This window comes from Vibrio sp. 1151_11 (assembly GCF_029478525.1).
GTDB lineage: Bacteria > Pseudomonadota > Gammaproteobacteria > Enterobacterales > Vibrionaceae > Vibrio > Vibrio anguillarum.
Genome location: NZ_SHMN01000001.1, coordinates 210693 through 237300 on the forward strand (window position 1 = coordinate 210693; position 26608 = coordinate 237300).

A 26608-nucleotide genomic window follows, 5' to 3' on the forward strand; every position below is an offset into this window, starting at 1 on the left:
CTATGTTTTTTCATTCATCACTTGCAATTCAATATTTTTGCTTTAGTGTTATATATGTGTATAACACTATATCGGTATAAAATTGTGACAGATTGGCAAGATAACCAACCCATATTCCGTCAGCTAGCCGACAAAATTACCGAGCAGATCCTACAAGGTATTTGGCTAGAAGATAGTGCGTTGCCTTCGGTAAGAACCGTTTCGGCAGATATGAAAATCAATCACTTAACTGTCATGAAAGGCTATCAACTGCTTGTTGACGAAGGCATTGTTGAAAAAAGACGAGGTCAAGGTATGTATGTCGCGAAAGGAGCGCTAGCGCAATTACAGGCGAAACAAAAGCAGCACTTTTTAGAGCAACAGATCCCAGAAATTGCACAAACACTCAAGCTATTGGCGATGCCGCTTGAGGATTTTATCAACCAACTACAACAGCATATTGAAGGTGACCAATGAATCCATTAGTCGAAGTCAACGGTGTATCTAAAAAGTACGCAAAGCATGCCGAGTCGGAAGCTCTGCAGAATGTGAGCTTTAAGCTCTACGCAGGACAGGTGCTCGGTTTGCTCGGACATAATGGTGCGGGCAAGTCGACCTTAATTAAGTCGTTGCTCGGTGCTCACCATTATCAAGGTGACATTTTGATCCAGGGCTTAAATCCGATTACGGAACATGCGCAAGTGATGGCGCATCTTTCCTACATTTCAGACGTCAATGTGTTGCCAGATTGGATGACGGTTAAACAAATTTTGCGTTATACGTCAGGCGTGCATCCCAGCTTCTCGTTAGACAAGGCCACGCAAGTCCTTACACAAACCAACATTCGTTTATCAAGTAAAATTCGTACCTTATCAAAAGGGATGAAAGTACAACTGCATTTAGCCATTGTGATTGCCACCGATACCAAAGTGCTGATTTTGGATGAGCCAACTCTTGGTTTGGACCTAATCTACCGTGATACCTTCTATCGTCACTTACTCGAATGGTTTCATGATGGTGAGCGTGCCTTGATTATTGCTAGTCATGAAGTATCGGAAATTGAACATTTGCTAACGGATGTGCTGATCTTGAAGCAAGGTAAGGTCGTGCTGCAAGACTCAATGGAGGCGATTACACAAGGGTATTTTGTTCTAGAGGCCAGTAACGCACATCAAGACGTTATCCAAACCTATCGTCCTTTGGCATCTCAGCCAAGCTTGGGAACAACAAAGTGGTTGTTGACTTCAGAACACCGTCAAGCCGTTGAAGGGCTTGGTTCTATTTACAGTGTAAAACTTGCTGAACTATTTCTTGCCTTGCAGAAGGAGAACGCATAATGCACCCCAGTATTTATATGCTTGAAAAAGAGCTGATTGAAAACAAAAATGTTACGCGTATTCCTTTGTTTCTATTGGTATGCGGAACCCTATTGTTCATCAGTTTGTTAATGAACAATACACTGCAACACAACCTGTTTTTTGAGATGGAATTTGGTGGTGACATCAGTGATGTCCATATCGAATTTGTGGATGATTTCAACACCTTTATCATCATGCTTGTTGGTTTTATTTCGCTAATGCTCAGTTCACTCTATTTCCCCAGAACATTCCGCAAGGAGCGTAAAGAGGGAAGCTCTATGTTCTGGCGCAGCATGCCAGTGACGAACAATATGACCCACATAGTGAAACTGGGGTTTGGCTTATTTGTAATCCCTGTGGTCTGTTCCGTGTTAATCATTTGTGCGGACGTTCTGCTGTGGGGGCTTAACTTAGCGACAGAAAACCGTTTAGCCCTACTATTTGAACAACGTTCTCTAGGATATGCCCTTCAACACTGGTTGAATTACCTCAGTATCATGTGGGTGATTGCTGTGACGATGCTGCCATTAGCCTGCTTTACTTTAGTTATTTCACAGATATTTAATTCGCCGATCCTTGTGATGTTCGTGGGCGGTTTCGCGCTTAAATGGATCTCGATTGTTATGCTGAATTCTGACATTGTAGGGGAGTTTTACCACGCGATTTTCAACTTGCCGTTGCAGTTAATGACTTCTTCAAACATGTTCACGGCTTTTGAAGGTGCTGGTTGGGGTAATTTATTTGTGTATATCATGATTGGTATCGCCAGTTACTGGATTAGCCACAAGCTCTATAGTACTGATGAACTTTCATTGAAGTCACTGTTGACCCGATAAGTTTCTGGTTAAGCTTAATCAAAAAGAGAGCGTTTGTTCTCTTTTTTTCGCCTACTTCCTGCGGTTACTATGGTGAGGATAGAAAAGGTTAGACCAGAAAAATTCACTCAAAATTAGAAGTTAGTTCCAAAGTGATGAGTAATCAACTCTCTGACTCACATGATATAAATGTGTTAAATGCACTATGCTATTTTGTAGTCCTTTGTGAGCAATGACAAAGACGTGGACTGCTTCAAGTTTTATTTCGAGGCTTGAAATTATAATGTCCAATTGATCGAGAATTCTATCGGTTTGAGTTAAATTACTATTACAAATAGGTCTACCTATGTTTAAAAAAATGTCGTTAAAAAATAAACTGGCGATTTCAGCCAGCGCTGCCATTATTCTTGGGGGATTACTCGTTGAAGCATTGTCGTATCGAGCTGCACTGGAGCGATTAGATATTGATGTTGAACAACGATTACAAAGTACCACCGCTTCTTATAATCAGTATGTGACGGACTGGTTACTGTCGAAAGAGCGTGCTTTAACCTCGCTGTCGCAAGATGCCGAGAAACAAGCCATCGTGACACATTTAAAACAAGTTCGAGATTCTGCAGCGTTTGACAACGTATTTCTTGCTTACCCCGACGGTTCGCAAAACAACGCTAATGGTGTCATCTTGCCGCCGGGGAACGATGATCCGCGCAAATGGGGCTGGTATACAAACGCTAAAGCAAACCCATCAAAAGTGTTTATGGATAACCCAACCGTTGCTGCGGCAACGGGCGCTAATGTGGTTTCATTAGGTAAGGCACTGAATTTAAATGGCCAACAAGTCGTTTTAGGCGCCGACGTAGAAATTACTGACATCCTCAACAGCATGAAGCAAGTTATTTTGCCGGGTGAGGGATATATGTTTATTGCTAACGATAAAGGCAATATTTTTACCCATAGTGATACTAAGCTGCTCAATAAAAGTGTTTCTGATCTGGGTTTAAATTTCGCTGATATCCGCCAAGCGATTGCGAAAAGCAGCGATTTATTGGTGGATATTCGAGGTGAGGAGTATGTTCTCTACGCTCGAAGCATCAACGGAACGAATCTCAGTACTGTTGTGGTCATCAATCACGATTCGCTCATCGCACCTTTATCTGAAGCTACCTTCAGCCAGCTCATTGTTACTGCCGTTGTGGTCATACTCTGTACTCTGCTGTTCAACTTATTGTGTAATATTTTGTTCCGTCCTTTGAATAATGTTTCTCAAGCGTTGGCACAAATTGCAAACGGTAGTGGTGACTTAACCCAACGTATTGAAGTAGAGAACAGCGATGAAGTAGGTGAATTGGCCAGAAACTTCAATACCTTTGTGGAAAGTTTACAACAACTTATTGGCCATATTCGTCACCAGTCTCATCAATTGGAAGCGCAATCAGAACATGGCGCGCATCGCGCTAATCAATCGGCATCAGAGCTTAGTCACCAGCAGCAAGAAATTGTGATGGTCGCTACTGCGGTCACTGAAATGGCGTCGGCAACGCAAGAGATAGCCTCTCACGCAGAGCAAACGGCAAAAGCGGCGCAAGACTCGGCAACCAGCACCAACAATGGACATGCCTTGGTGATTCATACCAAAGGCTCGATCAATAACTTGGCAAAATCAGTGAGTGAGGCCAGTGGCGTGATTGCCGCACTAAACCAACACGCGCAAGAGATTTCGACCGTACTGGCAACCATTCAAGGCATTGCAGAACAAACCAACTTACTTGCGCTGAATGCGGCTATTGAAGCTGCGCGAGCCGGTGAGCAAGGCCGAGGTTTCGCCGTGGTAGCAGACGAAGTTCGTGTGCTTTCTCAGCGCACCCATACTTCTACCGAAGAGATAAAATCAACCATTGATACCCTGCAAGAAACCACTAAACGTGCGGTATCGTTGATGCAAAGCAGCTCAACGCTCGCTGAGAACTCAGTGGAAGATGCCGATAAAGCATCCGGTGCGCTTGAAGAAATTAAAGCAGCGGTTGCCTTGATCAGTGATATGGCGACGCAAATTGCGACGGCAGCCGAAGAGCAAACGCATGTGACTAGTGAAATTACACAAAATGTTACTTCTATCAAGGATGTGACGGAGCAACTGGTCATTGGTGCAGAAGATAGCTTGAGCCAATCCAATGAACTCAAGCAGCAAGCGGAAGAGCTGAGTGCAAAAGTGGCGACATTTAAATTAGCGTAACGGTTGTTTCTTTCTTATTCAAAAGGCTCTGCGGAGCCTTTTTTTGATCAGATTGTTATGTTTTCTCACTTGGTGAGAAAGCAAGTCTGTTATTAATCTTAAATTCTCGATATATAAGAATCATAGTTGAGGCGTGGAATAAATGAGGCTAAAAAGAAAACATGAACGAAACGAAATTATCGGCCAGCCAAGTTAATGAAAAGTCACTGCAATTATTGATGCAAGTGGCGGTAAATGAAGAGCCAGTATCAGCGAAAACCTTGAGCGAACAATTGCAAGTTCCGCTGAGTAGTTTGTACCGACATCTGAAGATTTTGAAAGAGTGGAACTTGATCGAAGAGAGCCCACACGACAAAACGTTGATCATCGGTTCGGCGGCTCTACTTTTAATGCGCAGTTATGAAACGAGTCAACACAATTTAGATGCAGTCGATGCGGTGTTAAGTCGATTACAGAAACAGACAGGCGAAATGGCGGCATACATGGTTCCGGTGGGATACCGAGCCTTGTGCGTTAGCCAAAAAGAAAGTATGCAGGCACTTCGATGCAGCTTCGTCCAGGGTCAAAGTCAACCCCTGCTTCGAGGTGCCTCATCTAAAGTGATGTTGGCGTATTTACCCGCTCCGCGCTGTGAAAAAATTCTTCGTTATTTTGGTGAAGACCACCAAATGGAAAAATGGCAGACAGAGTTGGAAAAAATACGTCGTAATGGGTACGCCGTGAGTACGTCAGAGATTGATCCTGGTGTTTCCGGAATTAGTGCCCCTGTAATGAAAGGGAGTAAGTTGATCGGCGCAATTTCAGTGATGGCTCCAGCCCATCGTGTTGAAACCAACAAGCAGCGGATCATTTTACATGTATTACAGGCAGCAAGAGCGTTGCCACCAGAAAGGTAATTCATAATGCTAAGTTTATTCAAACGCTACCGTATGAGTCGTACACAGAGCCAACCCGCTTATCCATTCACGTTCATGACACTCTGTGAACAGATAAAGCCAATGTCTCAAGTAGAGTTTGAATTTGCTCAGCAGAGCCTTGAATTTGCATCAGATTGGCTCTATCAGAGTCAATCCACGCCTTGTTACTCTGATGCGGGACATATAGTCGTCAAAGATAAAAATGCCACCCGTTTTCAAGATACCTTGAGTCATCAATTAGCACTGAGCTCAGTGCCCGTCGTACTAGCGAATTGTCACGAAATGCTGCTCAATGCATTACCAGTGATGGCTTTTGAGAATGACGAAGTTGGTATTGTGAGTATCGGACATCATTTTGAGCTGAAACAAACGCTGGACCTACAAGTTGGCTCTGCATTTCATTTTGCACTCTCTCGCTATAACAATACGCGCCTATTTTGTATTGGAATTGATGAAATGCATCAATCCAACCAAGTGTGGGAGTATGCAGAAGATTTAGGCTGTGATTGGTTAACGCTGAATGAGTGCAGTTTTCGTCATCGTAATCAACTAAAAAGCCAATTAGGTCACTACATAGAGCATTGTGATCAACTGATCGTGACGATTGATTTAGCCTCTTTAGTTCCGGGAGTGGGGGTTGATGAGAACAACGCGTTAGATAACCAAATGGTATTAAGAACGTTAAGGCAATGTGCGCTTTCGGGCAAGGTAAAGCTTATCCAACTGGTGGGGGCGAAGGATAAATTGATTTATTCTAAGCAGACCAAAGAAATTTTAGATGAGCTATGTGCTTTATCGCCAGATGTAATCCACGCTGCGTAGTGGCACTGTCACCGTTAAGCAATGTAAATTTAACTTATTTGTCACGATAGACCGCTAAGCTGCTTGCAAAATCCAATAACAAGACAAGTAAAGTCAAGGAGCAAACATGTGGAAGCGTGAAGAGCAAGAGTCTCAATTTAGTGAAATGATCGAAGCGAGGCTCTCTCGTCGTCGTTTTATGGCGGGTAGTGCGGCAGTCAGTGCAGGCGCGTTTTTATCTTTAAATCCAGTTGCTAAGGCTGTGGCGGCAAAGTCGAGCTCTTCACTGCTCAACTTTGAAGCCATTCCTGTCTCAACGGCAGATGCCATCGTTGTTCCTAAAGGGTATAAAGCGACTCCGTTGATTTCATGGGGTGACCCCATTTCTGTTGATGCTCCTGAGTTTGACCAAAGTGGTAAACAAGATTCACGAGCACAAGAGCTTCAATTTGGTGATAACACTGATGGCATGAGCTTCTTCCCAATTTCGGATGATCGCGGTGTACTTGCGATTAATAATGAATACACCAACTACGAATACTTGTTTGATCACAAAGGTAAATCGATGACAGCAGATGATGTGCGTAAAGCGCAAGCTGCGGTCGGCGTTACTGTCGTCGAAGTGATGAACAAAAATGGCCAGTGGACGGTTGACCGCGCAGGGAAGCGTAACCGTCGTATCACGGCAAACACACCAATGCTGCTCACTGGGCCAGCTGCAGGCCATACGCTAATGAAAACCGCCACTGATCCTAAGGGCTTAAATCCACTGGGAACTTTTAACAATTGTGCGAATGGTCAAACGCCGTGGGGGACATACTTAACGTGTGAGGAGAACTTTGATGATTTCTTTGGTAGTAACCAAGATGGCGTGAAGTTAACGGCTGATCATAAGCGTTATGGTATTGAAGCCAAACCCAGTGACTATCAATGGCACCAACATGATGAGCGTTTTGACGTTGCGAAAAATCCCAATGAGCCAAACCGCTTTGGTTGGGTGGTGGAAATTGATCCGAACGATCCAACATCGACGCCACTTAAACGCACGGCGTTAGGCCGTTTCAAACATGAAAATGCGGCGCTTACTCTCAACAAAGACGGCCATGCTGTGGTCTATCTGGGGGATGATGAACGCGGTGAACATCTATACAAATTCGTTTCAAAAAATCGCTACCAAGTTGGTAACGATGCGGCGAATCGCAATTTATTAGAAGAAGGAACCCTCTTTGTCGCTAAGTTTGATATGAATGAGAAAGAACTGAAAGGTTCGGGAAAATGGCTTGAACTGACCTTTGGTAAAAATGGTTTAACGCCAGAAAATGGCTTTAAGGACCAAGCAGAAGTGATGATTTTTGCTCGCCGCGCAGCGACTCAAGTGGGTGCTACGACAATGGATCGTCCTGAATGGGTTGCGATTCACCCTGATAATAAGCACGTGTTCTGTACACTGACCAACAATAAAAACCGAGGTAAAGAGGGGCAACCTGTTGGTGGTCCTAACCCTCGCGCTAAGAATAACTATGGCCAGATTCTGCGCTGGATGCCAGCCAATGAGGATCACACTAGCACTGTGTTTGCATGGGATCTGTACTTGATTGCGGGCAACCCAACGGTACATAAAGGCGATCTCTATGCGGGCAGCGACAATATCTCAGCAGACAACATGTTCAACAGCCCAGATGGTATCGGCTTTGACAAAGCGGGTCGCTTGTGGATTCAAACCGATGGCAACTATTCCAACAAAGGGGATTTTGCCGGGCAAGGCAACAACCAAATGTTGTGTGGGGATCCAATTACTGGTGAAGTCAAACGTTTCCTAACTGGGCCGATTGCTTGTGAAATAACCGGGTTAACTTTTTCACCGGATCAAAAAACCATGTTTGTTGGCGTTCAACACCCTGGGGAAGATGAAGCGCCATCGCATTTCCCATACGGCGGAACCACCAAGCCGCGTTCGACCATTATGATGATCACTCGTGAAGACGGCGGGGTGATTGGCGCATAAGCCCTGATCATTTTCCGCTGAAGGGAGCTGCGGCTCCCTTTTTAACATTCCTGCTGTCGGTCAACGCTGTTACCATCATCCATTCACGGTCTTGGAGCCTCCTATCTTGCACGAAAGAAGACGTTGTTTCGCTTAGGCAGGACATGGTCTGGTTTGCCTTTCCTACACGTTATGTATGAATTCTTTGTGTCAGGAAAATAAGTAAAAAAGGTGAGATCGGGGCGATTATTTTCCCTCAAATTGACAATTGCTTGATACGTTCTTTGCGTGTCGTCCGTTATTATGCTGATCTTCAATAATCCAGCGGTGTCTATTGAGCGTGAAAAAGCAAATCCAAATGAAAAAATCGGGCTTAGTACTCTTAGCCTTGTTCTCGTTGCTGTTAGTTCCCATCTCATTGGTTGGGTCTTCGATTGATTTGACCACGCCAGTGAGCGAGGGCGTCGGTGCATTTTTTACCTATTTAACCGATTCGGCTGGTTGGCAAGGTTTTGGCTTTACCTTTGCTTTGTTGGCTTTTTTGGCAACACGGACAGCGACTTCCCGCATTGAACTGCTTAACCGCATTATTCAAATTGGCTTGTTATTGGTGATTGGTATGGCTGCCAAAACGGGTTTAAAACATCTGACAGAGAGCCCGCGCCCGTACACTGAATTGATGACGCATCAACTGCTTATTCCAAACCCTGCGCATTTTTATAAATTGAGTGAATTACAAAAAGAAAGTGTGATGACCGACATCGCAACCCAAGTCAGTGACTGGCGCTTACGTCATTGGCAGGGTGAAAAGGACTATTCATTTCCTTCTGGCCATACGATCTTCGCTGCTATTTGTCTGGCTTTCTTTGGTGGTCTGTTTATTGAACAAAAGCGCTATTTTTTTGCGGCGGGTCTACTGCTTTGGGCCTGTGGGATTGCCTTTAGCCGCTTATGGTTAGGGATGCATCGTCCGGTTGATTTATACGGCTCCTTGCTGTTTGTCAGCATGATTTACCTTGTGATACCCAAAGTGTACCCCTTAGATCACCCTAAATTAAAACCACTATTAACGCGTCTTCATCTCTGTTAACGGGTCACGAGTCATCATAAAAAAGCCAGCACATTTAAACGTACTGGCTTTTTTGTAATCACATTTTACCATCACATAAGTAACGGCAATCAGGCAAAGAAGGAGGAAGCCATACCAATCAAACCACCGAATACTCCGCCCCAAACAACCAACCAGCCAAGGTGCTGTTTAATCATCTTCTGTACCATCTCTTTCACCAATTTAGGCGTGAGTTCATTGAGACGTTGATCGATGATGTTTTCGATGTTAGCGGTGATCTCTTCAATCATCTCAGGAGCTTCTAACTGCTCTTTGAGCGCTTGTTTAACGCTATCGCTTTGGCTGATATCAATCATAGATTGCTGCATTTTTTCGACAAACGGTTGCTTGAGTGGTTGTAGCGCGTCGGTTCCACCAAACATCGCCAGCATGCCGCCAAATGGAGAGTTTGCAATCACTTCGACCAAAGAATCAAAGGTTGGGTTGAAGTCAACTTTGGCAATCACAGGCTCAAGATCCAACGTTTTACTGCCCGTCATCTCTTTACTGAGGAAGCGGTCAATATTGGACTGGGTGAAAAATTGCTCCATCATCAGGCTCTTGATTGCGGTTTTGAACTCTTCAAAGCGAGCAGGTATCACACCCGAGCCATAGAGTCCTGGCACTTTTTCAAACAGCATGTGAATCGCAAGCCAGTTGGTGATTGCGCCAGAAAAGGCAAATAAGCCCGCATACAGCGCAATAGTGTTATCCAGTTGATAGCCCGCTGCTAGGAGCGCTAGCGCAATGATATTAGTGAGTAAGCTCTTGTTCATAATCCAAATCTAGTTAAATAAAGGGAATGGGCGAATTCTAAGGAAAAAGAGTCAATTGTGGAAGCATCAACGGAGCGCAAACTCCGTTGATAAACCATTAAGCAATCTCAATGTCGTCGCAACCGATAAAGCCACCGGTTTGGTGCGCCCATAGATGTGCATAAATGCCGTTTTGAGCGATCAACTCTTGATGTGTGCCTTGCTCAACGACGTTACCTTTATCGAGTACGATCAACCTGTCCATTGCGGCAATGGTTGATAAACGGTGAGCAATGGCAATCACGGTTTTGCCTTGCATCAGCTCATTTAAGCTCTCTTGAATTGCCGCTTCCACTTCGGAGTCGAGTGCGGATGTGGCTTCGTCGAGTACCAATAGTGGTGCATCTTTTAACAGCACGCGGGAAATAGCAATTCGCTGACGCTGGCCGCCAGACAGTTTTACGCCGCGCTCGCCCACTTGCGCATCATAGCCTAGGTTACCAAATGGGTCGGTGAGTGTTTCGATAAACTCATGCGCGTGTGCCTGTCGGGTGGCTTGCAGCAGTTGTTCTTCACTTGCATCAGGGTTGCCATACAAAATGTTATCGCGGATCGAGCGATGCAGCAGTGAAGTATCTTGCGTCACCATACCAATTTTGCTGCGCAACGAATCTTGGGTGACCTCATTGATCGCTTGCCCATCGATGCGAATTTGACCACCTTCAACATCATGAAAACGAAGCAGTAAATTGACTAAAGTCGATTTGCCAGCGCCAGAGCGCCCTACTAAACCCACTTTTTCACCCGGTTTAATGATCAGGTTTAAATGGTTAATAACGCCTTTATTCTCGCCATAGTGGAAACTAACGTCATCAAATTCGATGCCACCTTGTGCAACCTGCAACGGTTTTGCGTTGGGTTTATCTTCAATGGTGATCGGTTTTGAGAGGGTTTTCATGCCATCCACGACTGTGCCCATGTTTTCAAAGAGTGCACCGACTTCCCACATGATCCATTTCGACATGCCATTAATGCGCAATGAAAGGCTGATCGCAATCGCGATTGCACCAATACTGATGGCACTCTGCATCCATAGATAAATCGAAGTCGCCGCAATCACGAACACCAAAATATAGTTAGCGAGTTCAACGCACAGGTTAAAGCCAGTCACTAAACGCATTTGGCGGTGAACTGTGTCTAAAAAGCTCTCCATGCCTTGTTCGGCATAGTCGGTTTCTCGGCGGGTGTGTGAGAACAATTTGACCGTGGCAATATTGGTGTAGCTATCGACAATGCGCCCTGTCATGGTTGAGCGAGCATCGGCTTGTTCTGATGCCACTTTTTTAAGCTGTGGTACAAAGTGAAGTTGAATGCAAATGTAGGCCGCGAGCCAGACGAGCATCGGCACCATTAAACGCCAGTCTGCTTGCGCCAACATCACCACAATCGCAGTGAAATAGACTGACACATAGACAAACACATCCAAAGTCTTCATCACTGTTTCGCGGATGGATAACGCCGTTTGCATCACTTTAGTGGCAATTCTTCCCGCAAAGTCATCTTGGTAAAAAGAGAGGCTTTGCTTGAGCAGATAACGGTGCGCTAACCAACGGATCGACATGGGATAATTGCCGAGCATAGTTTGGTGGATCAACAGTGAATAGATGCCAATCAAAAGTGGCATGATCACGAGTACCAAAATAGATAAACCGATCAAGGTGTCTCGGTTCTCAGTTAGGAAAGTCTCTGGGTTACTGGATGAGAGCCAATCCACCAGTTGGCCCATAAAACCGAACAGTGATACTTCAACAACGGCAATTAACGTGCTGATTAACGCCATTAAAATGAGTGGTTTTTCAAAGCCGCGCGTGTAGTAACGACAAAAGGCCCATAAGGTCGCAGGAGGCTGTTTGGGTTCCTCTTTGGGAAAGGCTTGGGTAAAGCTTTCAAATTTTTTATACATCGAAAATCCTTATGCCAATTCTCGCTAAAGTATGAGAGACCAAAAGCCTAGAACGCGAGAATCTAACGTTGAACTCCTATAAGGGGAGCAAATGATGGAGTAAGCCGAACAGAAGTATAACGAAATCACAACATAAGTGGCGGATTACTTTTCGCGTTTGGCTCTAGAAAACGGCGCCTGATTAATACGGTGGTTAATGCCGCAAGCATCGGCTCGAATGGTCAGTAACGTCCATCGGGTGAAAAAGTGAAGCGAGTAAAATATCGTTATCGACGATAAGAGAACCATAAACGAGTTGCGTTACTTTTAAGTGAGTTTTTACTGTGAATATTTTTTGAATAAGGGTGAATATTTTTAGGTGTGATGAGGATTTTGCCGTAATTTTTAATGTGAAAAATAGTTTTCTCAGTAATTAATAGGAGTTATTCGATGAAATAACCCAAAATTCAGTCAATGTTGTTTTAACATTATGCTTACAATTGGCCTAAAGTGAGTAGAAGGGAAAGTTTCTATGATGTTGCAGGAACAAGTGATCACACAGCCAGCCGTGAATACGGTACAAAATGCCAATTGTGTCGTAATGGTGCCGCCAAAAGAGTTCAAATTTAACGCTCAAACGGCACAAGATAATGAATTTCAACACCAAGTTGCATTGAGTACCGAACAAGTTCGCATCCAAGCCATGGCCGAATATCAAAGCATGGTTGAGACACTGCGTCTCGAAGGCGTACAAGTAGTGGAGTTTGATTACCCATTATCTGAAGTGGAAACGCCAGATGCCGTCTTTCCCAATAACTGGTTTAGCACTACGCCAGAGGGAACCTTGTTTACCTTTCCGATGGCTTGTAAAAATCGACAGCAAGAAGTGCGCCCACAAGCGTTGGTTGAAGCCCTTACGTTGTCAGGTCGCAAGGTATTGGCGCAAGATTCGTTGCTCGCGTATCAAGACCAGCAGGCTTATCTTGAAAGCACCGGTGTGATGGTGATGGATCACCTTAATCGAACCATCTATTCGGCGTTGTCACAGCGCTGCGACCGTGAAGTGCTAGAGGAGTACGCCAAACGTATCGGTTATGATCGCGTGGTCTCTTTTCAAACGGCGTTGCCTTCAGGCCAACCGGTTTATCACACCAATGTGATGATGGCGGTTGGTGAAGCATTCTGCGTGATTTGCGATGAAGTGATCCCGGAGTTTGAACGTCGTTTTGTGGTTAAATCACTGGCTAAAGATAAACAGATCATCTCAATTTCACTTGAGCAGATGAACTGTTTCTGCGGCAACATTTTACAATTAGAAACGGCGGCAGGAGATAAAGTGATCGCTATGTCGCAATCGGCGTTTGATGCCTTTTCGCTGGCGCAGCGTGCGCAGCTGGCCAGTCACGGTAAGTTACTGCCGTGTAATGTGAAGACCATTGAGGATATTGGCGGTGGTTCGGTGAGATGTATGTTAGGGGAAGTGTTTTTGCCTTCTATTGGCTAAGATTGATGTACTCAACGCCATTTTTGCCATTTTTCTTCACCTGATACATTGCTTGGTCGGCCAATTCATATAAGGTTTCAAAAGTATGCGTTGAGGTTGTGAATTGGCAAACACCAATACTAAAGCCAATTTGCACTTCTCCGTGGCTTAATTTTAGTGGTGAATAGGCTTTGGTGAGCAAACTGTCGATAAACTGCTTTAACGTTTCTGTGCTTTGATTGATGCACAAGAGGACAAACTCATCGCCGCCCAAACGAGCAATCGATGATGGTTGAGGCGCATTTTCTTGAAGCCATTGAGAAACTTGGAGCAGCACGAAATCCCCAGCTTGGTGCCCAAGATGATCATTGACGGTTTTAAAGTCATCCAAATCGATAAAAATCAGTGCCGCAGGGTGTTCGACAAGATCATTCATCTCGTCAAACTTAGTTTCTAACGCCTTTCGATTTAATAGGTTGGTTAATGGATCTTGCGCGGCGAGTTTGGAGAGTTCTAATTCATAATGTTTTTCATTGGTAATATCCGTGTGGGTACCCATCATGCGCAGCGGCTTTCCATTCTCATCATATTCAACGATTCGGCCGCGATCCGACACCCAGCTTTGACCTCCATCTTTGCGGATCATCCGGTGTATGACCTGATAGGTGTCAGCCTTGCCATTCAAATGGTCCTCAAAAGCGCCCACGGCTAAGTCATAATCATCGGGGTGGAGTTTGCTTTTCCAAATGTCGACGGTGGCGTCTAGCTCGTGTGATTGATAGCCAAGCATATCACCCCATTCTCTATTGAATATTTTAAGGGTTCCGCTAGGAATGTGTTGTTCCCAAAGACAAAGTCCAGTGCCTTCTAGCGTTGCATTCAGCTTTTCTTCAAGAGAGCTGTTTTCTTTTTTGAGATGCTCAACTTGCTCTTCAAGCTGCTTGATTCGTTTTAAGTACTCTTCCATAAACCGTGATGAACCGAGTCTGCATTTATGTCGAGTGTGCCACAGTTTGCCGATGGATTCACAAGGTTGTTGATATCTTGTTCAACATACATCTCATTTTCCCGTGGGTCACAAAGCTTATTTGGTTTGAATAAATTTGCTGTAGGTACTGACTCGGCCGTTGATGTACTCAATACCGCAGTGAATGCTGTGTTCGTTATTGCCAACAATCTGATATTCGACAATAAATTCACCGCTGATCACTTTGATAAATAAGAAACCGTCGATGACTTTCCATAATCCTTGTAGCGTTTTTTCACCAAACAGATCTCGCTCGACCAACGTGCCATTAGGCTTTAAATGCAAAGCGGAAGAAAAACCGTCTACATTGACTTTTACCCAAGTATGCTGGTGAGCCTCAAAGCTTAATATTTTGCGTCGACACTTAACCCATTCTGCCAGCGCTTGCTCTTGGGTTGGGGTGAGCGTAGGGAGCGCTTCCATTTCTAAAAGGGTGTGATGCTTTTCATACCAGAAGAGTTGTAAGTGAAGTAATTTCATTGGTTCTCAGAGTGTTATGCATCGGGGCGTTATCAAAAAGCAACTCTGCGCGATTGTGTTGGTGATGTCAATATTTGCCAAGAAAAGCTACCGCGCTCACGGGGGAGAGGGCGCGGCATTATCCAATATGAGGATGAAGGATGCATAAAAGATGCACCCGAGCACAATTTATAGGTTGAATAAATGATCTATAGGTTGAATAAACGAGGCGAATCAGCAGCATCACAAGCTTGATTTAGCCGATGCTGCGCAACACGAATATTGTGTTTCCAATGTTCATCTTGCGCCCACATTTCGATCACCATCGGCACAACACAGTTTGCCTCTTTCAGCGTTTGGGAAATAGCATCGAAATTGACTTCTCCTTCACCAATCACCAAGTCTCGAAATTGGCCCGTGGAACTAGAGGTAACACAATGGGTATCTTTAAGGTGGATCTGAGTAATGTGTGGCATACCAAGTGCCAATTCAGTACACACATCGTAGTTCCAACCTGAAATGTTGCCTACATCTGGATACGCCATAAAATAAGGGGAGGGTACTTCCCGCTTTAGTATTTCGAACTTGCTCAGTGAATTAAGATAGCTGGTATCCATGATCTCCACTGCCAGCATCACACCAGCACGCTCGGCCAGTTTGGCGGCAAGCTGCATGCCTTCAATGAAACGTTGATGAGTTTCTTTATTAGCGGGTTCGTAATAGACATCATAGCCTGCGAGTTGGATGGTGCGAATGCCCAGTTTGTAAGCTAAGGTAATCGCTTTCTCCATGTGCAGAATGGCTTGCTCTCTAATGGCGGGGTCTGACGAGCCAAAAGGAAACTTGCGGTGTGCACTTAGGCACATCGATTGCAGCGGGATTTGGTATTGCTCACACCATCTTCGTAGCTGATAGATGGTTGCATCATCCCAGTCTAAGCGTTGACGACGTTCATCCGACTCATCGACGGATATCTCTAAAAAATCAAACCCCAGCTCTTTCGTTGTGGCGAGCTTTTCTTCCCAACTGAAATGATTGGGTAGCGCTTTTTCATACAACCCGATACGTTGGCGTGGCAAATGCTGATACATACGGCCTCCTAGCACCAAAAACGATCGATTTGACTGCGCAGTGCTTCGGCAGTGACGCGACCTTTTTCACCGACCAATGCACGCCCCGCAATGAACGTTTTGGCCTTAATGCCTTCAAATAAATAGAGATCATCTGGCACGATGCCACCTGTGATGGAAAGTTCAAGCCCCATATCGGATAGAGTTCGCATCTTCTCAACATCTTCGCTTGTCCAACCAATACCGGCCAGTTCGGCATCTCTTGAACGGTGATAAATGGCTTGAGTGATACCAAGGTCAATCCACGCTTGTGCATCAGCAAAGGTCCAGTTGCCGTAAATTTCGATTTGGATTTCGCCATCCAGTTCATCGGCGACTTTCTTACACGCACTGATGGTGGCGATATGCGCTGCGGCAGAAACGGTGATCCAATCCGCGCCAGCTTCAAATGCCATCCGCGCTAAAATAGCGCCGCCATCGGTGGTTTTCATATCGCACACTAGAATATGGTCAGGGTGATTATGGCGTAACGTTTTGACGGCTTTCATGCCTTCAGCAAAGGCGAGGATGGTGCCCACTTCGATGACATCCACAAAGCTTGCTACGTTTTTTGCCACTTCGATGGCAGAAATAAGGTCAGTTTGGTCGAGAGCGATTTGGATCATTGGTTTAGTCATGAGAGTTATCCTTGAATTTTGTCACGGATCAAACGGGTGAGCCCGTCGTGATTGTTATCGGTTGTACAAATCAGTTTGGCGTGGGATTTCACCGTATCGTCGGCATTGAGCATCGCTACACCGAGCCCGGCGTAGTCGAGCATTGAAATGTCGTTATGGTTATCGCCGACAGCCAACACGTGATTAGCGTGGTAGCCAAGTGATTGCACATATTCAGCCAAGCGCTGACCTTTACTGTTACCTTTGGCAGCGAAGTCGACGCGATTCGACCATGAACGCTCACCGTTGAATGTTTCTTGTACCCAAGCTTGTTGGGCAAGACGTTCAACGGAACTCGGTAGCCCTTCAACCACAAATTTCCAAATAAACGTTTCTTGCTCGACGCGGTGACGAAACGAGTCAATTTGCTCGATTTTGGGCTGTGCTGTTGGTGGGTACTGGCTGGCCCATTTTTCTAACGCTTGCATGTAGGCGATTGGGCTACGCTTGGAATAGGTCATCGCGTCGGTCACATACATCACCAGTTTCATTTGAAACTCTTTAGCCAAAGCGAGAAAGGTCAATGCATCGTGCTTGGTGATGGCATTGTGCTTGAGCACTTTTTCATTTTGGTAGTCATACACATAAGTGCCGTTGCAGCAGATGATGGGGGTTGTGAGCCCCAATTCTTGATAATAGGGTTTAGCCGCCGTGTGGTGACGGCCAGTCACGATCACCACGTGGCAGTGTTGCTGCGCTTGTTGAATCGCCTGCTTTAGCTGAGGATGAATGGTGTGTTCATCAGTCAACACCGTGCCATCAAGGTCGAGCGCGAGAACTTTATACATAGCCGCTACCTTTGACCGTAGTAAGCGTTATCACCATGCTTACGTTGATAGTGTTTATCGGATAATTCCGGTTGAATCTTGATGCCACTGTTGAGTGAACGAGTCGCCAGCGCCATGGCAGAAATCTCCTCCAAGACGACGGCGTTATGAACCGCATCGTTAGCATCTTTGCCCCAAGAGAAAGGAGCATGCCCGGCGACAATCACGCTTGGCACTGCCATCGGATCAATGCGACGATGTTTGAACTCTTCGATGATCACAAGGCCGGTATTTTTCTCATATTGGCCAGCGATTTCATCGCAAGAAAGTTTGCGTGTGCAGGGGATGTCACCGTAAAAATAATCGGCGTGAGTGGTCCCTAAAGCAGGAATGTCGATGCCCGCTTGCGCCCAAATAGTGGCACTGCGCGAATGGGTGTGTACCACGCCGCCAATCTCTGGATAAGCTTTATAGAGTTCGAGGTGAGTGGCGGTATCACTGGATGGATTAAGTGTGCCTTCCACAATCGCGCCGTTAAGATCAACGATCACCATGTCATCGACTTTCATCACATCGTATTCTACGCCTGAAGGTTTGATGGCGATGACGCCCTTCTCGCGGTCTATTTCTGATACATTGCCCCAAGTGAAAGTGACTAAACCGTATTGGGGAAGCTTAAGATTTGCCGCAAATACTCGCTGTTTTAGTTCGCTATACATGACATCCTCACTCGACCAATTGTGCCGCTAACGCTTCATCAATTACTTGGTAAACATCCTGCGCGGTACGACAACGGCGCAGTTTATCGAGATCAACGCCAGTCTCGCTCTCTTCATCATCCAGCACTTGGGTTACTTCCATTAATCCTTCCATATGCTGATCAGACGAGCTACCAGCCAAGGTGATCAGCACATCGACCGGTTCATCTTCGCCGTCAAAATAGACAGGCGTTTGCAGCGTCACTAAAGCAAAGGCGGTTCTGATCACGCCATTTTCAGGACGAGCATGAGGCAGGGCAAGATTCGGCGCGATGACGATATACGGGCCTAATTGTTCAACGCTGCTGATGATGGCATCGTGATAGCAGGGGTGGATGGCTCCTGATTTGATCAGCCTATCCGTACCGATTTTGATCGCCTCTTGCCAAGTGCTCGCCTGTGCATTTAATTGGATGGAATCATTGTCGATCAGTGATTGTTTCAGTCCCATGGTTCTATCTCCAGAGTGGGTGCCAGTGCGTCTGGCACCTATTGTTTTTGTACCTATCGTTTTGTAGTAAATAGCTATTTCAAAGTGACAAAGTTTTTATCGATGATATCGAGCAGCTCATCACCAAAAGAGTTCGGATTCAGCATGTTTTGTACGCCGAGCACAAACTTGCCTTCTCCGGGCTCCATCTCACCAGAGAGATGTTTTGATGAGACGATGATGTCGGTGGTGGCGAGCTTAGATTTATAATCAGACACTGCGCAGGAATCCATCACGTGTGGAATGCCTTTTTTCTCCAGATACTTACCGATTTTCATCTTCATCATCATTGAGGAGCCTTGCCCATTGCCACACACGGCTAAAATGCTGACCGGGCGCACGCCATCACTGACTTTCAGTGCTTGTTCGACGGCGGCGATGACTTCTGGATCGTCACTGATGTTCACCAAACCTTGTGCATCTTCCTCTTCACGCAGTTTTTTAGAGGCAAAGAACATGTACACACCAGCCAATGCAATCAGTACAAAGAAGAACAGTTTTGAGACGGATAAGCCTTGCATGATTGGCGGGAAGACTAACGCCCAGTCGGCCATGCCCATCCAGCCACTGAATTCGGTGCCGTATTGGTTGAAGATGTGAATGGCCCATGCTGAGCCAACGACTTCGATGATACCCATCACAAAACAGATCTTCATGACCGCGCGCCAGCCGCCAAAGTGGTTGGCAAAAACACCAATGGTCGCGTTGGAGAAGAACATCGGGATAAAGCCGGGAATGATCATGATCGGTGCATCAAAAGCGAGCATGGCCAGCACCGCCGTAAATTGACCAATCGCGCCCCACATAAAACCAAACACCATGGCATTAGGTGAGAACGCGTAGATAGCGGCGCAGTCAATGGCTAAAACCGCGTTAGGAATGACGCGCTCTGAGATACCTTTAAAGGCTTCAGACAGTTCGGCAACGAACATACGCACACCCGCTACGATAACTTGAATCGCTACCGCAAATTTAAGGCCAGTTTCCAGAATGTAGATAGACCAATGGGTTTTTCCCGCCATTGCTTGCAGGTTGTCTAAACCAAATGAGAGCAAAATAATGCCGAAAAATAGCGTCATCACAATCGCGGTTGCGGCAATACTGTCGTGGAAAATGTGCAACCATTTAGGCAGCTCAAGGTGGTCGACACTCTCGTTTTTGTCGCCCAATTTGGGGGCAATCTTAACTGCAATCCAAGATGCGACTTGTTGCTGGTGGCCGATGGAGAAACCAGCGCCACCCGTGACGGCTTCGGTGGGTTTGAACATAATGTTGGAGGAGATAGACCAGTAGAGCGCCATCAAAACAGCCGAATAAAGGATGGTTTCCCACATGCTTGCGCCCAGCACAAGGTAGAACACCGCAATTAACCCTGCCTGTTGGAACATAATATGCCCCGTTAGCATTATGGTGCGAATGCCTGTGTAGCGGCGCAGCAAAACGAGCAAGATGTTGATCGCCAGTGCCAGTAGTACGGTATAACCAACCCAAGAATAATCATCCCCCATGATTTCCATGGTGGCCATCATTGAGGTGTACGGGTCGATAACCGAGCCAGTTAAACCATGATATTCCGATAATTTCTCAATCACAGGCTTAAAGCCTGCCACTAAGGTTCCTGCACCCACTTGTACCAACATAAAGCCGACGATGGTTTTGATCGACCCTTTAATGATAGTGGTGGTATCTCTTCTTAATAACCAGTAACCGATAAGGGTGACTAAGCCCAGCAGCAAAGGTGCTTTAGTCATTACTTGGCTATAAAAAATGTAGAAGATATCGTAGATGAACTGCATATCTTTACCCCTTGATTCTCTATTTATCGTTATGTGTATTCCCGTCTTACTCGAAGCTGGGTGTAGGTCAGAGTGAATCAGCAAGGTGATGCCGATTTCAATCCTGTTTTGCTCACGAAATAGACTTTACCAATCAAAAGTAATCATTCAATGCTCATTTGTGATTATTTTGATTTTTATCAATTTCTTCGCCAAATGGAGACATTATTTGATACTCAAGTCACAGTTAAAATTTTATTTCAAATAAAATCAATTGGTTATGTTTTATTGTGATCGAGAGGGAAGTTTTGTTCGTCCAGTGTTTGACATTGTGATGGATGAGAAATAGAATCAAAATAAATCATAAATAATCACCAAGTAATCACTTGATGAAAAGATAAGGTGATAACCATGAACGAAGTACAAAGACATAACGAGATACTGTCTTTGCTAGACAATATGCGCACCATCAACGTCACGCATATTATTGAGAAATTTAACGTGTCACCAGCAACGGCCCGCCGCGATATTTCTAAGTTAGATGAGCTAGGTAAGCTGAAGAAAGTTCGTAATGGTGCTGAACGTTTAGAGATTAGAAAGCGAGCGTGGACGCCGTTAAATATCGACAGTACGGATCATTTCCATGAAAAATCACAGATTGCCATGGCTGCGGCTAAGCTCTGCAACCCAGGTGACAGTGTGGTAATTAACTGTGGTTCGACCGCCTTCTTGCTCGGTAAAGAGTTGTGCGGCCAAGATGTTCAAATCGTGACTAACTATTTCCCACTGGCCAGTTACCTTATCAATGAAGATCACGACGATGTGATCATCATTGGTGGGCAGTACAACAAAGCACAAAACATTTTCCTCAACCCCGCCCCTGATTCGTTAGGCGGTTACGCCGGACATTGGATGTTCACCAGTGGCAAAGGGCTGACGGAAAATGGCCTATACAAAACCGATATGCTCACCGCCGTTGCCGAGCAACAGATGCTAGAGCAAATCGGTAAGTTAGTGGTGGTAGTGGATAGTTCTAAAGTTGGGCAGCGTACGGGCATGCTATTTTGCCCCGCCAGCAAGGTTGATATTGTTATCACTGGCAAAGCCGCCGATCCGCAAGTTATCCAAGCGCTACAACAGCAGGGGACAGAAGTGATTCTGGTATAGAAAGCACTTCGCTCTATACATTCTAATAATAAACACAGGCTCAGTGTCTTCACCTTTGGTTAAGACGCTTGGCTCCCTACATCCAAAATTTGTCTAACTGATCGTGAAATAAAAGGTGTTGCTATGAGTAAAATTGATGAAATCACACGCGATTCATGGGTTCTCAGTACGTTTCCTGAGTGGGGAACTTGGCTGAATGAAGAGATAGAAAAGACCGAAGTGGAAGCCAACACCTTTGCTATGTGGTGGCTTGGTTGTACAGGCATTTGGCTAAAAAGTGCCGGTAATACCAATCTTTCGATCGATTTTTGGTGTGGGACGGGTAAGAAAACGCAAAAGAATGCCTTGATGAATCAACAGCATCAGATGATGCGTATGGGGGGCGTGCGTGAACTGCAACCCAACTTAAGAACGTCTCCTTTTGTGTTGGACCCATTTGGCATCAAAGAGATTGATGCGGTACTGGCGACGCATGATCACGCTGATCATATCGATATTAATGTCGCAGCAGCTGTGCTGCAAAACTGTGGTGAGCATGTAAAATTTATTGGGCCACAAGCTTGCGTTGACCTGTGGCAAGGCTGGGGAGTACCGAGTGAGCGCTGCATTGTGGCGAAAGTGGGTGATTGCATTGAAGTCGGCGATATCAGTATCCGAGTGCTGGACTCTTTTGATCGCACTGCGTTGATTACGCTGCCTAAAGGTGTTTCATCTTATGATAAGGGGATTCTTGATGGTATGGATGATCGCGCGGTCAACTACTTATTGGAAACCTCCGGTGGCTCAATCTACCATTCAGGTGATTCGCATTATTCGAACTACTATGCCAAGCATGGTAATGACTACAAGATTGATGTGGCGCTGCTCTCATACGGTGAAAACCCACGAGGCATCACAGATAAGCTGACTGCATCTGATATTTTGCGCGCAGGCGAGGCGTTAGATTGTGAAGTGGTGATCCCATTCCATCACGATATTTGGGCTAACTTCCAAAATGACCCGCGTGAAATTGAAGTATTGTGGCAAATGAAAAAAGATCGTCTGCAATACGGTTTTGCGCCATTCTTTTGGCAAGTGGGTGGAAAATACACCTACCCAACCGACAAAGGACGTATGCATTACCAGCATTTCAGAGGCTTTAAAGACATTTTTGTCGACGAACCAGAGCTGCCTTTCAAAGCATTCTTGTAATATTCTGAAAGCAAAAATTAGAGAAAGAGGCCAATGGGCCTCTTTGTTTATTGGTAATCTCTTTGCTTATCAAGCGATGTGCATCGCTTGATTTTATACTTCAGGTTGGTAGTGCAAAATTGTCATTGATATGGGCGACTGTAACAACTCCCCTTCTGCATGGCCGGGTTGTACGTTACGTAAATTGGTATCGCATATCACTTCCCAGTTTTGGTTACGATCTTTAGGTAGAGTAAAACGAGCGGGTGCATTGGTTTGGTTGATCAAATAGAGCATTTCAGCCCCATCCGATCCAATGCCCATTTGCAACGCCACAGAACTTAAGCGGTTCCAATCATCATGTTCCATCAGTGTGCCATCCACGCGTCGCCAGAATACGCGGTTGGCATTACGTTCCTCACCGCTAAAAGCACGAATAAAGGGCACCATATAAAGGTGTCTTGCCGCCACCATTTGACTCAACCAATGCTTGAAGTAGCTTTTGCGTTCGGTCATGTTCCAGTCAAGCCAACTGATCTCATTGTCTTGGCAATAAGCGTTGTTATTACCTTGCTGAGTATGAGAAAGCACATCCGCGGTGAGAATATGAGGAATGCCAAAAGCAAAAAGTAAGCTCGCCATCATGTTGCGTTTTTGCTTTTCGCGAGTTGCTTTTATCACCATGTTCTCTGTTTCGCCTTCGACGCCATAGTTGTCGGAGCGATTGTCACCGTGACCATCTCGGTTCTGTTCACCATTCGCTTCATTGTGCTTATGCTTGTATGACACCAAATCTTGCATGGTGAAGCCATCATGATAAGTGATGTAATTGACGGTCAGTTTGTAGGGCCAGTTGGCGGCACTGTACAAGTCGCGCGAGCCCATTAAGCGTGTGGCGAACTCTTTTAAATAGCCTTGATCGCCGCGCCAGAAGCTGCGTGTGATATCACGTAATTTGTCGTTACATTCATTCCAACCGAAAGGAAAATTGCCTACTTGGTAACCGTTTGGACCAATATCCCAAGGCTCTGCAATCAATTTGACTCGTTTTAATGTTGGATCTTGCGCCACCGCTTTAAAGAACGCAGCATCGGGGCTGAAATTATCGCCATTTCTTCCAAGCGTTGCGGCCAAATCAAAACGAAAACCATCGATTTGGTATTCGCTAACCCAGTAGCGCAGCGTGTCCATGACTAGGTTAAGGGCGGGTTGATAAGAGAGATCAATGGTGTTACCACAACCGGTAAAATTCGCGTAATGTTGACCGTGTTTTAAATAATATTTAGGGTCGAGTGCTTTTAAATTGAAAATAGGCCCATCTTCGCCCCCCTCCGCTGAGTGGTTATAAACCACATCCAGTATCACTTCAATTCCGTGACGATGCAGTTCTCTGATAGCCGTTTTCAGTTCCGTTACCGCATCTTTTTGCGCATAACGTGGATCTGGCACCATAAACAGGTAGGGGTTATATCCCCAATAGTTGACTTTGCCCATATCCAATAGATGTGGCTCATGCATACAAGCCGCGATGGGCAGTAGCTGTAGTGTGTTGATGTTTTGCTTGCGATAAAACTCCAGCATCTCCTCACTGATTAAGCCTAAATAAGTACCTTGTTCTGCTTTAGGCACACGTGGATTGAGTTTGGTCACCCCTTTGACATGGGTCTCAAACAAAATAGTCTTATCGCGAGGTATGTGTGGCTTTTTAGTTGATTGCCAATCGAATTGATCGTCAACCACGACACACTTAGGCAGCTCGAAACTCTTTTTTGAACTAAATGGTGTTTTATAGCCTAAGTTTTTATCTATCGCCTTCGCGTAGGGGTCGGAAATATAGTGCGGCTCGTCACCATTTAAAATGAGGTAACCGTATTTTTGCCCTGCTTTAATGTTTGGCACATGAGTGTACTTCACGCCCGCATATTCATTCTCTAACTCGTGGGTGGTGAAACTTCCCTGTTGATCAAACAGAGCGAGTAGAAGCTGTTTATTTGCTGGAGCATGAATAGCAAAATTGCAACCTGTGTTATCAAGGGTTGCACCGAGTGGGTAAGGGCTAGAAATAGTACATTTCATATGGGCATCTTTAATTGTTATTTTGCTGCACGTCATCGCTTTAAGTAAAAAGCTTTGTTGATATTAGGTCAAGCGCCCAATGAATAAAATTTGAATGTAATTTTATTTCATTTTAATGATGTTATTGGCCCTAAATAGTGATCAATAAGGCATTTTGTATTCTATTTTATAACCATTAACTGATCTCCTCCCCCTGAAATCCGTGATCCGCGTTTTAAAAACGCCATACTATAAAATTACTCATCCTTTCTCCTCCCCCCCAAATTACTTTGAGGTGGAGGAAGCAAGCTTATTACGCCTTTAGTAACCTTATCACCGTTGAAACAACTGGGGACCTAGTCCCGTCTTACCTCTTCTTTTAGCGTCTATCTGTCAACTGCCTTGCAGGTTCCAATAGGAGAAGAGTGAAAGTTTTAAATGCTGTCCGTAGTTAAAATTTTCCATAAATATAAATCGTCCTTAATGGAGTTAAGAATGAAAAAAGTAAGTGTAATTGCTGCCGCAGTGGCTGCTACTCTAGCAGCAGGTTCTGCTTTTGCTGTTGATTTTAATGGTTATTTCCGCGCGGGTACCGGAATTAGTGGTCAGGGTAATGGTGATCTTGCTGTTAACAAGAATGGGGTAGGTCGTCTCGGTAACGAAAACGACAACTACTATGAGTTTGGTTTTGCTGAGGAGTTAAAGACAGGCGAGCAAACTTGGCGTGTCGAATCAATGATTGCACAAGGTAACAAAGGTGCAAATGGTTGGGAAGATGGCGATTTTAACGTTGCTCAGTTTGCGGTAAAAGCTAAAGGTCTTATTGCTGGTGATGAGTCTGCTGAAATTTGGGCGGGTAAATCTTATTACCAACGTAAAGATATCCACATCACCGATTTCTATTTCTTGAACACTTCTGGTACAGGTGGCGGTATTCAAAACCTATCAGTCGGCAATCAGAAACTGTCACTTGCTTTGATCCAAGATGGCGATAATACCAACTCAACGGGTTATATCTTTGATGCGCGCTTAGCCAATATCGGTCTTTGGGAAAATGCGAATCTAGAATTTGCATTGGCTTATAACTTTGCAACCGAAAAAGGTGATGCAACAGAGCAAGCTGATGATGGTTTGTTGGCATCAGCCATTCTGCACCAAGGCCTATCAAACGGCTTTAACCAAACAATTCTTCAAGTGGGTACCAATGGTTATGGCGTGCAAGCGGCTAATCTTTGGGGGGCAGGCACTTATTATAACCGTGGTAATGCAGATCAGAACGATGCAACTGGCTACCGTTTATTAAACTGGGGTGTAGTGAGTTTTGGTCAATCGTGGGAAATGGGCCATCAACTTGCGTACTTAGCAGGTTCTGATATTGGGGCTAGTAAAAAAGACATTGATCAGTATTCAGTTGTTGTGCGCCCAATGTACAAATGGGATGAGACAATGCGCACTGTATTTGAAGCTGGCTATAACGCTGGTGAGAAAATTAATAGTGCAGGCACAGCAACAGAAGATTTCGGCAATGCGAAATTGACAGTTGCACAAGCGTGGGCAATGGGAGACAGCTTCTGGGCTCGTCCAGAGTTCCGTGTATACGGCTCATACCTACTTGATACCGAAAACAAAAATGCATTTGCAACTGGCAAAGACACTGAATACGTCGTTGGCATTCAAGTGGAAGCTTGGTGGTAATTCCTCCTTGTTCTTATTAGTCTAAATCCATATGCTGATAGCCGACTGATGTCGGCTATTTTTTTAACGACTCGGAGATGAGTC

The 26608-nt window shown here is 45.2% G+C and carries 23 protein-coding genes; 12 read left to right on the forward strand and 11 right to left on the reverse strand.

Features of this window, described 5'->3' with window-relative positions; all coding sequences use genetic code 11:
• Positions 1-84: 84 nt before the first annotated feature.
• From EXZ60_RS00870 to EXZ60_RS00905, 8 genes are all read left to right on the forward strand, one after another.
• Entirely contained in the window at positions 85-456 is a 372-nt protein-coding gene (locus EXZ60_RS00870) for a GntR family transcriptional regulator (RefSeq protein ID WP_026028428.1), read from the forward strand.
• Positions 453-1316, forward strand: coding sequence for an ABC transporter ATP-binding protein (locus EXZ60_RS00875; RefSeq protein WP_277435114.1), 864 nt, complete (start codon positions 453-455; stop codon positions 1314-1316). The genes EXZ60_RS00870 and EXZ60_RS00875 overlap by 4 nt, the downstream gene beginning before the upstream one ends.
• Positions 1316-2173 carry a hypothetical protein gene (locus EXZ60_RS00880; protein ID WP_277435115.1) on the forward strand — a complete coding sequence of 286 codons (858 nt, stop codon included), beginning with the start codon at positions 1316-1318 and terminating at the stop codon, positions 2171-2173. The genes EXZ60_RS00875 and EXZ60_RS00880 overlap by 1 nt, the downstream gene beginning before the upstream one ends.
• A gap of 325 nt (positions 2174-2498) precedes the next feature.
• The gene (locus tag EXZ60_RS00885; protein WP_094124805.1) at positions 2499-4385 is read left to right on the forward strand and encodes a methyl-accepting chemotaxis protein; all 1887 of its coding nucleotides are present in this window, start codon (positions 2499-2501) and stop codon (positions 4383-4385) included.
• Between the two features lie 161 nt (positions 4386-4546).
• A complete protein-coding gene (locus EXZ60_RS00890) occupies positions 4547-5281 on the forward strand; it encodes an IclR family transcriptional regulator (RefSeq protein WP_010316838.1) in 735 nt (244 codons plus the stop codon).
• A 6-nt stretch (positions 5282-5287) separates the two neighbouring features.
• Positions 5288-6124 carry an arginase family protein gene (locus EXZ60_RS00895; RefSeq protein WP_277435116.1) on the forward strand — a complete coding sequence of 279 codons (837 nt, stop codon included), beginning with the start codon at positions 5288-5290 and terminating at the stop codon, positions 6122-6124.
• Positions 6125-6230: 106 nt separating this feature from the next.
• Entirely contained in the window at positions 6231-8108 is a 1878-nt protein-coding gene (locus EXZ60_RS00900) for a PhoX family phosphatase (RefSeq protein ID WP_094123614.1), read from the forward strand.
• A 313-nt stretch (positions 8109-8421) separates the two neighbouring features.
• Positions 8422-9177 (forward strand): phosphatase PAP2 family protein, encoded by a 756-nt coding sequence (locus EXZ60_RS00905; protein ID WP_277435117.1) that lies wholly within the window; start codon positions 8422-8424, stop codon positions 9175-9177.
• Between the two features lie 89 nt (positions 9178-9266).
• On the opposite strand, the gene EXZ60_RS00910 is transcribed toward EXZ60_RS00905, so the two are convergent.
• The gene (locus EXZ60_RS00910; protein ID WP_277435118.1) at positions 9267-9971 is read right to left on the reverse strand and encodes a DUF445 domain-containing protein; all 705 of its coding nucleotides are present in this window, start codon (positions 9969-9971) and stop codon (positions 9267-9269) included.
• Between the two features lie 97 nt (positions 9972-10068).
• Positions 10069-11913, reverse strand: a complete 1845-nt coding sequence (locus tag EXZ60_RS00915; RefSeq protein ID WP_277435119.1) for an ABC transporter ATP-binding protein — start codon at positions 11911-11913, stop codon at positions 10069-10071.
• Positions 11914-12424: 511 nt separating this feature from the next.
• Between EXZ60_RS00915 and EXZ60_RS00920 the strand changes: the two genes are divergently transcribed.
• Positions 12425-13396 (forward strand): arginine deiminase-related protein, encoded by a 972-nt coding sequence (locus EXZ60_RS00920; RefSeq protein ID WP_170907367.1) that lies wholly within the window; start codon positions 12425-12427, stop codon positions 13394-13396.
• Here EXZ60_RS00920 and EXZ60_RS00925 read toward each other — a convergent pair.
• From EXZ60_RS00925 to EXZ60_RS00960, 8 genes are all read right to left on the reverse strand, one after another.
• Positions 13386-14342: a diguanylate cyclase gene (locus tag EXZ60_RS00925; RefSeq protein ID WP_026028163.1), complete on the reverse strand. Its 957-nt coding sequence runs from the start codon at positions 14340-14342 to the stop codon at positions 13386-13388. The two genes, EXZ60_RS00920 and EXZ60_RS00925, sit on opposite strands and share 11 nt — an antisense overlap.
• Positions 14343-14459: 117 nt before the next feature.
• A complete protein-coding gene (locus tag EXZ60_RS00930) occupies positions 14460-14882 on the reverse strand; it encodes a hypothetical protein (protein WP_010316849.1) in 423 nt (140 codons plus the stop codon).
• A 188-nt stretch (positions 14883-15070) separates the two neighbouring features.
• Complete coding sequence (locus EXZ60_RS00935; RefSeq protein ID WP_029189691.1) at positions 15071-15952, reverse strand: L-ribulose-5-phosphate 3-epimerase; 882 nt, start codon at positions 15950-15952, stop codon at positions 15071-15073.
• A gap of 8 nt (positions 15953-15960) precedes the next feature.
• A complete protein-coding gene (locus EXZ60_RS00940) occupies positions 15961-16608 on the reverse strand; it encodes a 3-keto-L-gulonate-6-phosphate decarboxylase UlaD (RefSeq protein ID WP_017049270.1) in 648 nt (215 codons plus the stop codon).
• 5 nt (positions 16609-16613) lie between these two features.
• Complete coding sequence (locus tag EXZ60_RS00945; RefSeq protein ID WP_277435120.1) at positions 16614-17435, reverse strand: Cof-type HAD-IIB family hydrolase; 822 nt, start codon at positions 17433-17435, stop codon at positions 16614-16616.
• A gap of 5 nt (positions 17436-17440) precedes the next feature.
• Positions 17441-18133, reverse strand: coding sequence for an L-ribulose-5-phosphate 4-epimerase (locus EXZ60_RS00950; protein WP_013868339.1), 693 nt, complete (start codon positions 18131-18133; stop codon positions 17441-17443).
• A gap of 7 nt (positions 18134-18140) precedes the next feature.
• Complete coding sequence (locus EXZ60_RS00955; RefSeq protein WP_013868340.1) at positions 18141-18623, reverse strand: PTS sugar transporter subunit IIA; 483 nt, start codon at positions 18621-18623, stop codon at positions 18141-18143.
• Positions 18624-18697: 74 nt separating this feature from the next.
• Positions 18698-20458 (reverse strand): PTS ascorbate-specific subunit IIBC, encoded by a 1761-nt coding sequence (locus EXZ60_RS00960; protein ID WP_026028425.1) that lies wholly within the window; start codon positions 20456-20458, stop codon positions 18698-18700.
• A gap of 390 nt (positions 20459-20848) precedes the next feature.
• On the opposite strand from EXZ60_RS00960, the gene ulaR reads away from it, so the two are divergent.
• Together ulaR and ulaG are read left to right on the forward strand one after the other, a co-directional pair.
• The gene (gene ulaR, locus EXZ60_RS00965; RefSeq protein ID WP_026027147.1) at positions 20849-21604 is read left to right on the forward strand and encodes an HTH-type transcriptional regulator UlaR; all 756 of its coding nucleotides are present in this window, start codon (positions 20849-20851) and stop codon (positions 21602-21604) included.
• 123 nt (positions 21605-21727) lie between these two features.
• On the forward strand, positions 21728-22795 hold the full coding sequence (gene ulaG / locus EXZ60_RS00970; protein ID WP_013868344.1) for an L-ascorbate 6-phosphate lactonase: 1068 nt from the start codon (positions 21728-21730) through the stop codon (positions 22793-22795).
• A gap of 93 nt (positions 22796-22888) precedes the next feature.
• Here the strand turns inward: ulaG and glgX are convergent, their stop codons facing one another.
• Positions 22889-24850 carry a glycogen debranching protein GlgX gene (gene glgX / locus EXZ60_RS00975; protein ID WP_088729365.1) on the reverse strand — a complete coding sequence of 654 codons (1962 nt, stop codon included), beginning with the start codon at positions 24848-24850 and terminating at the stop codon, positions 22889-22891.
• 474 nt (positions 24851-25324) lie between these two features.
• On the opposite strand from glgX, the gene lamB reads away from it, so the two are divergent.
• Positions 25325-26524 (forward strand): maltoporin LamB, encoded by a 1200-nt coding sequence (gene lamB / locus EXZ60_RS00980; RefSeq protein WP_017042148.1) that lies wholly within the window; start codon positions 25325-25327, stop codon positions 26522-26524.
• Positions 26525-26608: the final 84 nt, after the last annotated feature.